Here is a 13,173-nt window from a genome sequence, read left to right on the forward strand (position 1 = left end):
GTTCCATGCCGCATTGGCGGTTATTCAGATGTATCGAGGAACTGAAATCATGACGACTTCTAAAGTTGGGCACGCCGCCATGGCGGCGCTGATCGGCGTTGCCTTCGCAGGTTCGGCCCTGCCTGCGCATGCCGAAATCAAGAACTACGAATTCCAGCTCGTCCAGCCGACGCTCAAAGCTGGCGCCGACCGCATCGTCATGGTGCGGCTGGTCGACAAGGCGACCGGCAAGGCGGTATCCGACGCGGTGATTTTCGCGAGCCGGCTCGACATGGCTCCGGACGGCATGCAGGAGATGGTCACCAAGGTCACGTGGATGCCGGGCACGGAGCCCGGCACCTACCGCTTCAAGGCCAATTTCAGCATGGCGGGCCGCTGGCAGCTCTCGCTCGGCGCCAAGGTGCAGGGCGAAACCGGCACGGTGGAAAACAAGCTCGTCGTTACGGCGGAGCAATGACCCGCCTTAGCCTTGCTGGCATTGCCGCTGCGATCGTCGCAGCGTCAGGTGCCGCCTTTTTCACCGGCTTCGGTCTGCGACCGCAGCCGATCGTCAGTCCCCTTGCATCCGCCGCGCGTGCAGCGGACGGGGGCGCGCCAATCTATTTTCAGGATCCCGACGGCAAGCCGTTCTACTCGCTGACGCCGAAGAGGACCGCGGACGGCCGCGACTACCGCGCCGTGCCAGCGGGCGCAGAGGTCAGCTTCGACGAGCTGGAGCAGCCGGCGGACATGAAGACGGCACACACCAAGAGTGACCGCAAGATCAAATACTACCGCAACCCCATGGGCCTGCCGGACACCTCGCCGGTGCCGAAGAAGGACTCGATGGGAATGGACTACATCCCCGTCTACGAAGGCGACGACAGCGACGATGGCTTAGTGAATCTTTCACTCGGCAAGATCCAGCGCACCGGCGTCAAGTCCGAGCCAGCCACACTACGCCGGATCAGGATGCCGGTCCGTGCCCCGGGTACCATTCAGCTCGACGAGCGGCGCATCTCTGTGATCGCGATGCGCGCCGAGAGTTATGTGCAGAAGGTCGCCGACGTGACGACCAGCAGCCGGGTCGCGAAGGGACAGGCGCTGATGGAAATCTACAGCCCGGCGGTCTCGTCCGCGGCAGCCGAATATCTTGCGACGATCACGTCGAAGACAACGGCCGGCATCGAGCCGTACGGACGCGGCTCCAGGCAGCGGCTGGTCAATCTCGACGTTCCGGAGCCTGCCATCGCCGAGATGGAAAAAAGTCGCGTGGTGCCGATCACCGTTCAATGGTCGTCGCCGCGCGACGGTATCGTACTCCAGCGCAACGCGATCGAGGGCATGCGCGCGCAGCCCGGAGACGTGCTGTTTCGCATCGCCGACATTTCGCAGGTGTGGGCAATCGTCGATGTCGCCGAGCGCGACCTCGGCAGCATCCAAGTCGGCCAGCTCGTGACGGTGCGGGCACGCAGCTATCCCGGGCGCGAATTCAAGGGCGCAATCGGCGTGATCTATCCGCAAGTGAACAAAGAGACACGCACGGCACGGGTGCGGATCGAGCTGACGAACGCCGACCTTGCCCTGCTTCCGGACATGTATCTCGATGCCGAGATCGACACTGGAAATGCGGCACCAGTCCTTAGCGTCGCCGAAAGCGCGGTGCTTGACACAGGCAGCCGGCAGGCCGTCCTGGTCGACAAGGGACAGGGCCGGTTCGAGCCGCGCGAGGTCAAGCTCGGGCGGCGGGGCGACGGCTATGTCGAAATCCGCGACGGCCTTGCCGAGGGCGATGCGATCGTCACCTCAGCCAATTTCCTGATTGATGCCGAAAGCAACCTGAAGGCGGCACTGAAGGGATTTACTGAGGCCGGCAACGCGCAAGGCGCCGATCCCACCGCTGACAGGACCATGGGAGGTAAACCATGATCGCGCGAGTCATCGCCTGGTCGGCGCGCAATCTGCTGCTGGTCCTGTTCGGCACAGGCTTTGCCGCTGCCGCCGGGTTTTATGCGCTTATCCATCTGCCGCTGGATGCAATTCCCGACCTCTCGGACACCCAGGTGATCGTCTATACTGAGTATCCGGGCCAGGCGCCGCAGGTGATCGAGGACCAGGTCACGTATCCCCTGACGACGGCGATGCTGACGGTTCCGAGATCCAAGGTGGTGCGCGGCTTCTCCTTCTTTGGCGTCTCCTTCGTCTACGTCATCTTCGAGGACGGCACTGACATCTATTGGGCGCGTTCACGCGTGCTCGAATTCCTCAACACCGCGACGTCGCGATTGCCGCAAGGCGTGACGCCGACGATCGGGCCTGATGCCACCGGTGTCGGCTGGGTCTACCAGTATGCTGTCACGTCCAAGGAGTTGAACCTTGCGGACACCAGGACGATCCAGGACTGGAATCTGAAATTCGCGCTCGCCAAGGCGGAAGGCGTCGCCGAGGTCGCCAGCGTCGGCGGTTTCGTCAAGCAGTACAACGTGATCCTCGATCCGCAGCGGATGCGCGATCTCGGCATCACTATGCAGAAGATGCGCGATGCCATCCGAGCGAGCAATGCCGACGTCGGAGGGCGCACCGTCGAGCTCTCCGAGTTCGAATATGTCATCCGGGGCAGGGGCTATCTGAAGAGCATCAACGACCTGGGCAACATCGTACTCAAGACCGACAATGGCACGCCGGTGTTGTTGCGCGACGTCGCGCGCGTCGAGCTCGGGCCGGATGAGCGGCGCGGCATCGCCGAGCTCAACGGTGAGGGCGAGGTGGCAAGCGGCATCGTGCTGCAGCGCTTCGGCATGAACGCGCTCGACGTCATCGAGAACGTCAAGAAACGCTTCAAGGAGATAGCGACCAGCCTGCCGAAATCGGTCGAGATCGTCCCGGTCTACGACCGCTCGAACCTCATCAAGGCCGCGATCGAGACGCTCAGGCACACGCTGCTCGAGGAGAGCATCGTGGTGGCGCTGGTCTGCATCGTATTCCTGCTGCATGTCCGCAGCGCGCTGGTCGCCATCCTGATGCTCCCCGTCGGGGTGCTGATGGCCTTCGGCGCGATGAAGCTGCTCGGGATCGGCTCCAACATCATGAGCCTCGGCGGCATCGCGATCGCGATCGGCGCTATGATCGACGCCGCGATCGTCATGATCGAGAATGCGCACAAGCATCTCGAGCGCGCCAAGCCGGACAAGTCACGGGTCGAGATCCTGATCGAGGCGGCAGCCGAAGTCGGGCCTGCGCTGTTCTTCAGCCTGCTGATCATCACCGTCTCGTTCATGCCGATTTTTACGTTGGAGCAGCAGGAGGGGCGGCTGTTCAGCCCGCTCGCCTTCACCAAGACGTTTGCGATGGCGGCGGCGGCGCTGTTGTCGGTGACGCTGGTGCCGGCGCTGATGGTGATCTTCGTGCGTGGCAAGATCATCCCCGAGCACAAGAACCCGATCAACCGCTTCCTGATCTGGATCTACCGTCCGGTGATCAAGGGTGTGCTACGCGCCAAGACGCTGGTGATTGTGCTTGCGCTTGGCGTGCTCGCGGCCTCGGCCTGGCCGGCGCGGCAGCTTGGCACGGAGTTCATGCCCAACCTCAACGAGGGCACTCTGCTCTACATGCCGACCACACTGCCCGGCATTTCGGTGACGAAGGCGGCCGAGCTGATGCAGACCCAGGACCGGATCATCAAGAGCTTCCCTGAGGTCGCCTCGGTCTACGGCAAGGCCGGCCGCGCGGCGACCGCGACCGATCCGGCGCCGTCGGAGATGTTCGAGACGGTGGTCAATCTCAAGCCGAAGGAAGAATGGCGCAAGGGTGTCACGGTCGACAGCCTCGTCGCCGAGATGGACAGGGCGCTGCAGTTCCCGGGCGTCTCGAACGCCTGGACCATGCCGATCAAGGCGCGCATCGACATGCTCTCGACCGGCATCCGCACGCCGATCGGGGTAAAGGTCCTCGGCACCGATCTTGCCGTCATCGACAAGCTGGCCAAGCAGATCGAGCAGGTGCTCAAGGCCGTTCCCGGCACGTCGTCGGCCTATGCCGAGCGCGGCCTCGGCGGCTACTATCTCGAGATCACACCGAACCGCGAAGCGTTGTCGCGCTACGGCATCATGGTGCAGGATGTTCAGGACACGATCGCAACCGCGCTCGGCGGCCAGACCGTAACCACGACCGTCGAGGGCCGGCAGCGCTTCACCGTCAACATGCGCTACCCGCGCGACCTGCGCGACAATCCCAAAGCCATCGCCAGCGACATCCTGGTGCCAATGCCGGGCGGCGGCGCCGTGCCGCTCGGCGAGGTCGCCAGCGTCACGCCGGCGCGCGGGCCGAGCTCGATCCGGACTGAGAACGGGCAACTCGCCACCTACATCTATGTCGACATCCGCGACCGCGACCTCGGCGGTTATGTCACTGAGGCGCAGCGCGCAGTGCAGGCGAGCATCCAGTTCCCGTCGGGCTATTACGTGGTCTGGAGCGGTCAGTACGAATATCTGGAACGTGCCACCGCACGATTGAAGATCGTCGTGCCGGTGACGCTCCTGATCATCTTCCTCTTGCTCTACCTCAATTTCCGCACGGTGGCCGAAACCTTGATCGTGATGCTTTCGTTGCCGTTCGCCCTCGTCGGCGGCCTCTGGCTGATGTGGTGGCTCGGCTTCAACCTCTCCGTTGCCGTCGCCGTCGGCTTCATTGCGCTCGCCGGTGTGGCTGCCGAAACCGGTGTCGTGATGCTGATCTATCTCAACCAGGCGTTGGCCGAGATGAAGGAACTGCGTCGGGTGCAGGGCCAGGTGTTGTCGCGGAGTGACCTTTACGACGCGATCATGGAAGGTGCCGTCGAGCGCGTCCGCCCGAAGATGATGACGGTGGTCGCGATCATGGCCGGTCTGTTGCCGATCATGTGGAGTACCGGCACGGGCTCGGAGATCATGCAGCGCATCGCCGTGCCGATGATCGGCGGTATGATCTCATCGACGTTGCTGACGCTGATCGTTATCCCAGCCATTTTCGGGCTGGTAAAGGGCATTGGGCTGCCGGCGAACGATGATAGCGGCCGGCCGCCGCCGACCCGCCTCGAGCCTACAGTCAAGCCTGAGCGGGTTCCGGAGCCCGCTGAATGAATACCGATGCAGTTTCTAACAAATTAGACATTTTGCGCCGATCGTCACTCGCGGCTGTAACCAAATCGATCGCGCAAGCGAACTAGGAAGATAGGCAGGCATGACGAGCCCCGAGACGGAACTGAAGGCCTTGATGCTTGCCAGCCAGGCCGGCGATGCGGCCGCACACCGGGCTCTGCTCGAGCGGCTGAGTCGGCATCTAAGGGCCTACTACAAACGCAAACTCGCAAGCTTCGGCAAGGGTGCGACGGAAGCGGAGGATTTGGTTCAGGAAGCACTGTTGGCCATTCATATTCAGCGACACAGCTACGACCCAGCAGAACCATTGACACCATGGGTGCATGCCATCGCGCGCTACAAGTTGATCGATTTCTTGCGCCGGTCGCGGACATCGCGTGCCGACGTGCCCATTGATGAGGCCGACGACATCATGGCGCATGACGACCACGTTGCCGCGGAGAACAGCTATGACATTCGGCGCTTGATTGGAAGACTACCGAAAAACATGCAATACGCCATCGGCGCCGTGAAACTGGAGGGTTTGAGCATCGCTGAGGCGGCACAGAAATATCAGCTTTCGGAGCCCACGATAAAGGTCAGCATTCACCGCGGGCTCAAGGCATTGGCAGACATGATTGCCAAGGAGGTCAAAGCATGAGGACGGATGAACTAGTCGCTGCACTCAGCCGACACGTCGAGCCCGTAGATCATAGCGCAATCCGCCGGACGGTCGGCTTGGCCCTCGTCACCGCCGTCGTGTTCGCGCTTGGCTTGATGGCAGTGTGGTTCGGCCTGCGTGCCGACGTCATGACGGCACGTGCCGTCGTGTTCCTTGGCGCAAAGGCCGCCTTTGCGATGGCGATCATTGGTATCGCGTCGATCTATTTGCTTCGGCTGGCGCGTCCTGGTGGGGAGCACAAGACAGCCTCGATTTGGGCCGTGCTACCGTTCGGAGCCGTCATATTGCTCGCCATCATCAGCCTCGGATCGGCGCCGAGCTCGCATTGGGACAGGATGATGCTGGGCGATGAATGGCTAGAATGCCTCTTGTCGATACCGATCATAGCGATCGTGCCGTTTGCCATCCTTGTTTGGGCGGTGCGGAAGGCCGCTCCGACCCATCTCGTTCGCACCGGTGCCTTCACTGGCCTCGTCGCCGGCGGCATCAGTGCGTTGGCCTATGCGCTGCACTGCACCAGTGATTCATTGCCGTTCGTTGCCGTCTGGTACGGGGGCACGATTGTGCTCTGCACCGTGGCCGGCGCAGCCTTGGGACCGCGATTGCTCCGCTGGTAAGCGTAGGTATTGAGTATCCTTCACGTCAGCGTGAGTTTGTAACCGTCGGAAGAGTTGACCCGAACTCCCTATTAGAGGCGCACAACGCGCTTCCGATCAAAATGGAGCCGGGACTATGTTGAAGAAGAGTCTTCTCACGATGTCGCTCTTGCTGCCGCTGGCCGCGGTGTCGGCAACCGCCCACGCGGGATCGACGATCACCGACAAGAGCTATTGGCCGAACGAGGCAGGACGCAGCGCACAATCCCCGGTCTACGCGCAAGACCCCGGACGTTCTGCAATTGTGTACGACCGCAGGGCACGCGTTGTGGCGCCTGCGATCGGTGCGATCGAGGATCGGCCGGCCTCGCGCTATCAGGGCGGCCCGAAAGGCCACTAGAGGCGAGGCCGACGACACCTGCGTACAAGGGAGCTGTGGGCATTTGTTTCCCGCGGTGTCTCCTGTTTGCTGCAGCGGACCAAAAAGAAAGGAGCTCCCTGATGTTTGTGAGTGAGCGCGTCGCAACAGTGACGAACCTTCTCGATGGTCTGCGCAGCAGATTGAGCGATAACCTGGATCAATATGGTGCTGCGTTGTATGCGACGCTCGGACCGTTGTCGCTCTTGGCATTGCCTATAATTGGCACTGGCTGACCACGGCCGAAGTCGTGCGCGCGCTGACTGCACCGGCCTGCATGCTCATGATGTACAAGTGCTTGAAGTGCGGAATCAGCCCTTCGGATCGCAAGAACGAGGCTAGGCATGATGGACGGTACGATGCCTGGAATGATGTGGGCGATGAGCCTAATCTGGCTGTTGATCGTTGTCGTCCTGGTTCTCGCGGCGGCTGCACTCATTAAGTACCTCCGTTCGTGACGACAGAGGGAATGGCCATGCGCAAACTTGGTCTTCTTGCTCTGGCGATCGTTGGGTTTCAAACGCCGGCCTCCGCCCAGCAAGGCGACGCATCCAGCGGTCGGCAGGCGTTCCGCGTCTGCGCCGCCTGTCATTCGCTTGAGCCCGACCGCAACATGACGGGCCCGAGCCTCGCCGGACTGTGGGGGTGCAAGGCCGGTGGCCTCGCAAGCTTCGAGCGCTACTCGGATGCACTTAAGTTGTCCGGACGATCATTCGCTGGACAGCTGGCTCACTGATCCCGACCAAATTGTCCCGGACAACGAAATGACTTTCAATGGCATTAAGGATGCGCGCGTGCGCGCAGACCTGCTCGCCTTTCTCAAGGAGGCCACGAGGCCGGGAGCACCGCCGCAGATAGCGCAACAGGACGGCAAGGGTGGCATGGGCGGGATGATGAGAGGCATGATGGGCGCCGGCGGACGTGATCCCGACCTGAAGAAGCTCGAGCCCTCCAAGCACGTTACGGCGCTGACCTATTGTCACGACACCTATCGCGTGACCACGGCAGACGGGAAGACGCGCGCATTTTGGGAACGCAATTTGCGCTTCAGAACCGACTCGAGCTCGGCCGGGCCAGAAAAGGCGCGCCCGCGCTGATGCCGGCCGGCATGATCATCCGTGATCTTTGCTGCGCCGGACGAAATTGCTAAAACCGTCGAAGCCCGCTGCTGAGGCGACCGGGTCCGGAGCATTGTTGATGCAGTTGAGATCGACCCTCACCTGTCCCGAGTGCGGCCATCAAGCGGCCGAAACCATGCCGACGGACGCGTGCCAATTCTTTTATGACTGCAAGGGCTGCGGCACGCGGCTGAAGCCGAGAGCAGGCGATTGCTGCGTGTTTTGCTCGTTCGGCTCGGTACCCTGTCCGCCGATTCAAGCGGGCGGCTGTTGCTCATAGTCCGAGACATCGTTCAGCGACCGCTCGGGATCGCGCATGTGCTGCGGTGAGTCCTAGCTCGTTGCATCGATCTTCATCAAGACGCGCAGGATCGCCTAATTTTTAGGCTTTGGCCCGGCGGAAGCGCTTCGCCTTCTAAGAAAGCTTTCTCCAATCAATGGCTTAGCTAGCGATCCTAAATGCTTCGGCTCGTGGCACGCAACTTGCGACATCTGACGCAAGATTGGTCCCGCCGAGGAAAAGGACATGCGAGCGTGCCTCATTGCTGCCGTTGTGGCGGCTGCGCTGACCGTGACGCCGGCTTCTGCGACCGTCATTATCAGCGGCGACCCCGGCGGCAAGATGCAGGACTACACAGCGCACTTCCGACAGGTGCGCGACTCAGGTGAGCCTGTTGTCATTGCCGGCACATGCGTTTCGGCCTGCACCATGGTGCTCGGACTCGTGCCTAGCGACCGAATCTGCGCGACCCCGAATGCGGTGCTGGGTTTCCATGCCGCATGGACGTTCGATGACTCCGGCAGACGCGTCGTCAGCGCATCCGGAACGCAAGATCTGATGAGTACGTATCCAGCTCCCGTGCGCGCCTGGATCACACGGCGCGGCGGTTTGACACCAAAAATGATGTACCTGCGAGGTCGTGATCTCGCTGCCGTTGTTGCGCCCTGCAACAGCTCACGCACGGCGTCTGCTTCACGCGCGAAGCGCTTTGGCGGCGTTCATCAGGCTGACGGCACAAATGCGCCTCGCGCCAGCTTTGGCTCCGCTGAATAACTGCCCATTGTACGCTTGCTCATTGTCCCGCTGCGTTAGCAGCGTTAGCAATAGACAGAGCAGCAGGCCGATATTCGCTGGCAGTCGCTGTTTGTTGCTGTCGTAGAGAAACAGGTGCTTCGAACTAAGCCGGATGCGCCCTCAGTTCCAGGGTGGACTGCTGAGCAACAATGCTTGCGCCTTGCAGGGCAAGGCCGGCCATGATCACGGCAATGATGACGTCGTGCCAGCCGGTGCCGGTTCCGAACCAAGTGCGGCAAGAAGCTACCGCGCGGTTCCCGAGCACATAGTTGCGGGTGCAGATCCCGAGCGCATGTTGGCATCGCCCTTGCGATAGGCCCACAGCAGCGCGAACGAGGCGGCATTAGCGGCAAGCGCCGCAATATCTACGGCTCCCATGGCGAGCGCACTCGCCAGCCGTGCCTCGCGGCAAGTCAATGACTTTGCTCTTGGTTTAGGCGCATCAGTATCATGAAGAAATTGGCGATCGCGGCCTATGTCCTGACCTTGTCTGAAGCTCAGGCGCAGATGTCCTATGCCGGACTGCAAATGCGTCCAATCAAGGCGCTCTCGGAGCAGCAGGTCGCCGACCTTTCATTAGGCCTTGCGCTGGCCGCGGAGTTGAACGGCTATCCCGACCCGTCGCATGTGCTAGAGTTAGCCGACAAGCTCGACCTCACGACGGAGCAGCGCGCGTGCTGGCGCTATTCGACGCCATGAAGGCGGAAGCGATGCCTTTGAGGGGCCACGCTGATTGCGAGGAGAGCGAACGGGACGGACATTTTGCAAACCGGACAGTTAGCGCCGGAAAGTCTGGCTGAAAGCACAGCCGCAATTGCCGTTACGGAGGGGAGGCCCGCGCGTCTCATTTGAAATATCATCTATCCACGTCTGCCTTGCTCGCTCCGACGCAGCTCAAGGCGTACGCCGAGCTGCGGGGCTATGAGCCCGGCCGCCAGCCGGACCACCATCATTAGGACGTTGACCACTGCAACCAGGACTCTCGGTTGGAATACAAATTAACGCGTGACGGATGGAGAGGGAGGAATTCAATGAATCCGAACAAAGCGCTTTGGGAAAAAGGCGACTTTACTCGTATTGCCCAGACTATGAGAGAAAGCGGAGAGGCGCTCGTTGAGCGTATCGGGGTGACAAGGGGGCTGAAAGTGCTGGATCTCGGATGCGGCGACGGAACGACCGCACTGCCGGAGGCCAGGCGCGGAGCCGATGTGCTCGGCGTCGACATTGCCAGCAATCTTGTTGAAGCGGGCAACAGGCGCGTCAGGGAGCTCGGCCTGACGAATTGCAGATTTCAGGAGGGCGACGCGTCAAATCTGCACGAACTCAAGGATGACACGTTCGATCTCGTCGTCAGCATCTTCGGCGCCATGTTCGCGCCAAAGCCGTTCGATGTCGCAAAGGAAATGGTGCGCGTGACGCGATCCGGTGGACGCATCGTGATGGGGAATTGGATTCCGAATGATCCAACGCTGGTGGCGCAGATCCTGAAAATCAGCGCGGCTTACGCGCCGCCGCCGCCGGAAGGCTTCATCAGTCCGATGACGTGGGGCGTTGAAAGCAACGTGATCGAGCGATTTGGCGGTGCAGGCATTCCGAAGGAAAACATCTCCTTCGTCAAGGACACATACACGTTCAGTTTTCCAGGCAAGCCGTCGGACCTGGTCGCCTTGTTCATAGGATATTATGGACCCACCATGAATGCCGTCGAAGCTGCAGACAAGAATGGTCGAGCCGCGGATCTTCAGAAAGAGCTGGAGGGTCTATTTGACAGCCAGAACAGAAGTCCTAGCAAGGACACAACGTCCATTCCTGCGACCTTCTTGCGCGTGACCGTCGCGGTAAATTGACCGTATTCGCAAGTTCCGATCTTGACCGGCGGTGATCACAGAAGCCCGACTCGACCTCCAGGAGGCGCTACAAACATCGACCAACAGCCGGTCGAAAATGCAGGTTGTTTCCGGGCTTTTCTGAAGCACTCAACGGACGCTCCGCCGTTGATTGTTCAAAGACGGAGTTGCGAGGCGACGCGGAGGGGATGTCGATGGCCGATGGCATTACGGTTGTTGCCGGGATTCCCATTCCGTCGACCTCCCCAGCTTTTCTTGTCGGAGTCGCCTTTCACGTCGTGGTTGGGATAGCCTGTATCGTCGTTGGCGTCCTCGCAATGCTGAGCACCAAGGGCAGGGGACGCCATTCGAGCTTCGGTACGACCTACTACTGGTGCCTGCTCGCGGTTTTCTTGTCGGCAAGCGTATTGGCGGCGGTTCGATGGACGGAAGACTACCACCTGTTCATTTTGGGAGTTCTCTCCTTTGGAGCTGCCTCCGGGGGACGCCTCGCTTTGCGACGGCGATGGTGGAAGTCGGTTTATCTGCATGTCATTGAAATGGGATCGTCCTATGTCCTGGTCCTGACCGCGTTCTACGTACACAACGGAAAGAACTTGCCAGTTTGGCAGGAGTTGCCGGAGACGGCATTCTGGAAAAGTTGACGATCGGCGGAGGCAGGGACATCTGTGCACTCTGATGGAGAACCGCTGATGGGCTTCTATAGCGAGACGATCCTGCCGAAGCTTTGCGATCTTGCGATGCGTAACAAAGACCTCGTACCGTATCGCAAGCGGGTCATTGGCGCCGCTGAGGGGCGAGTGGTCGAGATCGGCGTCGGTTCAGGCAGGAACTTGCCTTTCTATCGGTCGCCCGTAAAACAGGTATTGGCGCTCGAGCCCGCTCCGAATCTCATTGCCATGGCACGCCGTGCTCAACATCCGAACATGCCGGTGGATTTCATCACGGGATCAGCCGAGGCCATTCCACTCGACAACCACAGCGTCGATACCGTCGTGACCACCTGGACGTTATGCAGCATTCCACAAGCCGCCACGGCGCTGGCCGAGATGCGCCGGGTGCTTCGGCCTGGAGGCAGGCTCTTGTTCGCTGAGCATGGCCTGGCGCCAGACAAGAATGTGCGTAGATGGCAGGATTGGCTCACGCCCGCTTGGAGCCGCATCAGCGGCGGTTGTCATCTTAATCGCCCCATCCAATTGATGATCGAAGATGCGGGATTCCGGGTTGATCGCGTGGAAACCGGCTACATGCCGGGGCCGAAGCCAATGACATATATGTATGAAGGCAGCGCGAGTCCGGGCTAGGCAGCTGGCCGCCTTATGTCCGCTCAACCCCTAACAGCGGCGGGAAAGCGGACGTCTGCCGAGGTCGCTGAAGGGCGATGAGCCGACATCGCTCCAATCAAGCGGCGATACTTGTCAGGCTCCTTAGCGGCCGTAGGGGAAGCAGCGGTTGCGATCGAGTGTGAGACCGAAATGCGCTCCCAGTGCAGCGATGGCCGCGTCCTGCTGAGGATAAGGATCGGCATTGGATGCGGCAACGATGATGATCGGGAACCCGCCGCGATCCTTGCCACCCGGTGGCAGCATCGCTGTAGTTAGTGCATTGCCCTCCCTGTCGCGCAGCGTGAGGAAAAGCGGCATCTCTCGCTGTACATGGGCCTCGAGGCCGATGTCGCGCTCGATCGCGTTGGGCCGCTCGGGACGCCAGGACTGGACTGCCTTCTCCCGCTCGCGGCGGAAATATTTCTCAACTGTGTGGCCCATCAGGCGCGACTCATGCATCGCTTCACCTTCGGTCTCGATACGGAACCAGGTCTTGCCCTTCGGCGCGTCGCAAACATACTGCATTTCGCCCGTCCTGCGATCGCCGCAATTCTAGGGCGGCGGGCCTGCAAAGCCAATATGAGACTAGCTCCCGTGTATAGCGCTGCACGATCAGAGGGGCTAAGAGTTCTTGATTGAACGTTGAAGTTCTAGCGAGCCCAAACAATACTAGGTCGACCGGAATAATCCTCTTCAAGGAGCGTCCCGATGCCTGATGTAAGGGAAAAGCAACGCGAAGCCCGCCGGAAGATCATTCGCCAATGGGCGAAGCTTCCGAAGGATAAACGGCAGTTTGTGCAGGGGATTTCTGAATTCGCCAGGACCGCCGCTCAGCAGAACGAAGACGCATTCGTCCGCAGTCGTCGCGATCCGTATCAGAAGATCATCGGATGGCTATTGCCGCGTGCTCATCTCTGAACGACTGAGTCCTCTGCACTTCCTTCGAAGTCGACACCGAAATTTCGGCAAAGTCATCGAATGTCCTGCATTGTCCGAACCCCCGGCAGGGCCGTCACAAA

At 60.8% G+C, this 13,173-nt stretch carries 16 protein-coding genes; 15 read left to right on the forward strand and 1 reads right to left on the reverse strand.

Going from position 1 to position 13,173, the window contains the following annotated elements:
• The first annotated feature begins 49 nt into the window (after nt 1-49).
• The 14 genes from E4K65_RS27960 (at nt 50) to E4K65_RS28025 (ending at nt 12,133) form a co-directional block, all read left to right on the forward strand.
• Nucleotides 50-457, forward strand: a complete 408-nt coding sequence (locus E4K65_RS27960; RefSeq protein WP_167771219.1) for a FixH family protein — start codon at nt 50-52, stop codon at nt 455-457.
• Nucleotides 454-1,908 carry an efflux RND transporter periplasmic adaptor subunit gene (locus E4K65_RS27965; RefSeq protein WP_135176855.1) on the forward strand — a complete coding sequence of 485 codons (1,455 nt, stop codon included), beginning with the start codon at nt 454-456 and terminating at the stop codon, nt 1,906-1,908. Before E4K65_RS27960 ends, E4K65_RS27965 begins: the two co-directional genes overlap by 4 nt.
• Nucleotides 1,905-5,096 (forward strand): efflux RND transporter permease subunit, encoded by a 3,192-nt coding sequence (locus E4K65_RS27970; protein ID WP_135176856.1) that lies wholly within the window; start codon nt 1,905-1,907, stop codon nt 5,094-5,096. The genes E4K65_RS27965 and E4K65_RS27970 overlap by 4 nt, the downstream gene beginning before the upstream one ends.
• 100 nt (nt 5,097-5,196) lie before the next feature.
• Nucleotides 5,197-5,754 carry a sigma-70 family RNA polymerase sigma factor gene (locus E4K65_RS27975; RefSeq protein WP_135176857.1) on the forward strand — a complete coding sequence of 186 codons (558 nt, stop codon included), beginning with the start codon at nt 5,197-5,199 and terminating at the stop codon, nt 5,752-5,754.
• Nucleotides 5,751-6,392: a DUF1109 domain-containing protein gene (locus E4K65_RS27980; protein ID WP_135176858.1), complete on the forward strand. Its 642-nt coding sequence runs from the start codon at nt 5,751-5,753 to the stop codon at nt 6,390-6,392. Before E4K65_RS27975 ends, E4K65_RS27980 begins: the two co-directional genes overlap by 4 nt.
• 115 nt (nt 6,393-6,507) lie before the next feature.
• Entirely contained in the window at nt 6,508-6,771 is a 264-nt protein-coding gene (locus E4K65_RS27985; protein ID WP_135176859.1) for a hypothetical protein, read from the forward strand.
• A 487-nt stretch (nt 6,772-7,258) separates the two neighbouring features.
• Nucleotides 7,259-7,525 (forward strand): hypothetical protein, encoded by a 267-nt coding sequence (locus E4K65_RS48855; RefSeq protein ID WP_235885746.1) that lies wholly within the window; start codon nt 7,259-7,261, stop codon nt 7,523-7,525.
• 28 nt (nt 7,526-7,553) lie between these two features.
• Nucleotides 7,554-7,886, forward strand: coding sequence for a hypothetical protein (locus tag E4K65_RS48860; RefSeq protein WP_235885747.1), 333 nt, complete (start codon nt 7,554-7,556; stop codon nt 7,884-7,886).
• A gap of 100 nt (nt 7,887-7,986) precedes the next feature.
• On the forward strand, nt 7,987-8,187 hold the full coding sequence (locus tag E4K65_RS48865; protein ID WP_135176860.1) for a GDCCVxC domain-containing (seleno)protein: 201 nt from the start codon (nt 7,987-7,989) through the stop codon (nt 8,185-8,187).
• A 246-nt stretch (nt 8,188-8,433) separates the two neighbouring features.
• Nucleotides 8,434-8,961, forward strand: coding sequence for a hypothetical protein (locus tag E4K65_RS28000; RefSeq protein WP_135176861.1), 528 nt, complete (start codon nt 8,434-8,436; stop codon nt 8,959-8,961).
• 471 nt (nt 8,962-9,432) lie between these two features.
• A complete protein-coding gene (locus tag E4K65_RS28010) occupies nt 9,433-9,681 on the forward strand; it encodes a hypothetical protein (RefSeq protein WP_135176862.1) in 249 nt (82 codons plus the stop codon).
• Nucleotides 9,682-10,013: 332 nt separating this feature from the next.
• Nucleotides 10,014-10,829: a class I SAM-dependent methyltransferase gene (locus E4K65_RS28015; RefSeq protein WP_135176863.1), complete on the forward strand. Its 816-nt coding sequence runs from the start codon at nt 10,014-10,016 to the stop codon at nt 10,827-10,829.
• Nucleotides 10,830-11,023: 194 nt separating this feature from the next.
• The gene (locus E4K65_RS28020) at nt 11,024-11,473 is read left to right on the forward strand and encodes a hypothetical protein (protein WP_135176864.1); all 450 of its coding nucleotides are present in this window, start codon (nt 11,024-11,026) and stop codon (nt 11,471-11,473) included.
• A gap of 48 nt (nt 11,474-11,521) precedes the next feature.
• Complete coding sequence (locus E4K65_RS28025; protein WP_135176865.1) at nt 11,522-12,133, forward strand: class I SAM-dependent methyltransferase; 612 nt, start codon at nt 11,522-11,524, stop codon at nt 12,131-12,133.
• Between the two features lie 123 nt (nt 12,134-12,256).
• On the opposite strand, the gene E4K65_RS28030 is transcribed toward E4K65_RS28025, so the two are convergent.
• Nucleotides 12,257-12,679 carry a hypothetical protein gene (locus E4K65_RS28030; protein WP_135176866.1) on the reverse strand — a complete coding sequence of 141 codons (423 nt, stop codon included), beginning with the start codon at nt 12,677-12,679 and terminating at the stop codon, nt 12,257-12,259.
• A 183-nt stretch (nt 12,680-12,862) separates the two neighbouring features.
• Between E4K65_RS28030 and E4K65_RS28035 the strand changes: the two genes are divergently transcribed.
• Complete coding sequence (locus tag E4K65_RS28035; protein WP_135176867.1) at nt 12,863-13,072, forward strand: hypothetical protein; 210 nt, start codon at nt 12,863-12,865, stop codon at nt 13,070-13,072.
• Nucleotides 13,073-13,173: the final 101 nt, after the last annotated feature.

The sequence above is a fragment of the Bradyrhizobium niftali genome, assembly GCF_004571025.1.
In the GTDB taxonomy this organism is placed as follows: Bacteria; Pseudomonadota; Alphaproteobacteria; order Rhizobiales; family Xanthobacteraceae; genus Bradyrhizobium; species Bradyrhizobium niftali.

Coding starts and splice junctions, on each gene's coding strand:
- E4K65_RS27970 (WP_135176856.1), top strand. CDS start 1,905: ATGATCGCGCGAGTCATCGCCTGGTCGGCGCGCAATCTGCTGCTGGTC.
- E4K65_RS27960 (WP_167771219.1), top strand. CDS start 50: ATGACGACTTCTAAAGTTGGGCACGCCGCCATGGCGGCGCTGATCGGC.
- E4K65_RS27965 (WP_135176855.1), top strand. CDS start 454: ATGACCCGCCTTAGCCTTGCTGGCATTGCCGCTGCGATCGTCGCAGCG.
- E4K65_RS28020 (WP_135176864.1), top strand. CDS start 11,024: ATGGCCGATGGCATTACGGTTGTTGCCGGGATTCCCATTCCGTCGACC.
- E4K65_RS48855 (WP_235885746.1), top strand. CDS start 7,259: ATGGCCATGCGCAAACTTGGTCTTCTTGCTCTGGCGATCGTTGGGTTT.
- E4K65_RS27985 (WP_135176859.1), top strand. CDS start 6,508: ATGTTGAAGAAGAGTCTTCTCACGATGTCGCTCTTGCTGCCGCTGGCC.
- E4K65_RS28010 (WP_135176862.1), top strand. CDS start 9,433: ATGAAGAAATTGGCGATCGCGGCCTATGTCCTGACCTTGTCTGAAGCT.
- E4K65_RS28030 (WP_135176866.1), bottom strand. CDS start 12,679: ATGCAGTATGTTTGCGACGCGCCGAAGGGCAAGACCTGGTTCCGTATC.
- E4K65_RS27975 (WP_135176857.1), top strand. CDS start 5,197: ATGACGAGCCCCGAGACGGAACTGAAGGCCTTGATGCTTGCCAGCCAG.
- E4K65_RS48860 (WP_235885747.1), top strand. CDS start 7,554: ATGACTTTCAATGGCATTAAGGATGCGCGCGTGCGCGCAGACCTGCTC.
- E4K65_RS28035 (WP_135176867.1), top strand. CDS start 12,863: ATGCCTGATGTAAGGGAAAAGCAACGCGAAGCCCGCCGGAAGATCATT.
- E4K65_RS28000 (WP_135176861.1), top strand. CDS start 8,434: ATGCGAGCGTGCCTCATTGCTGCCGTTGTGGCGGCTGCGCTGACCGTG.
- E4K65_RS48865 (WP_135176860.1), top strand. CDS start 7,987: ATGCAGTTGAGATCGACCCTCACCTGTCCCGAGTGCGGCCATCAAGCG.
- E4K65_RS28025 (WP_135176865.1), top strand. CDS start 11,522: ATGGGCTTCTATAGCGAGACGATCCTGCCGAAGCTTTGCGATCTTGCG.
- E4K65_RS28015 (WP_135176863.1), top strand. CDS start 10,014: ATGAATCCGAACAAAGCGCTTTGGGAAAAAGGCGACTTTACTCGTATT.
- E4K65_RS27980 (WP_135176858.1), top strand. CDS start 5,751: ATGAGGACGGATGAACTAGTCGCTGCACTCAGCCGACACGTCGAGCCC.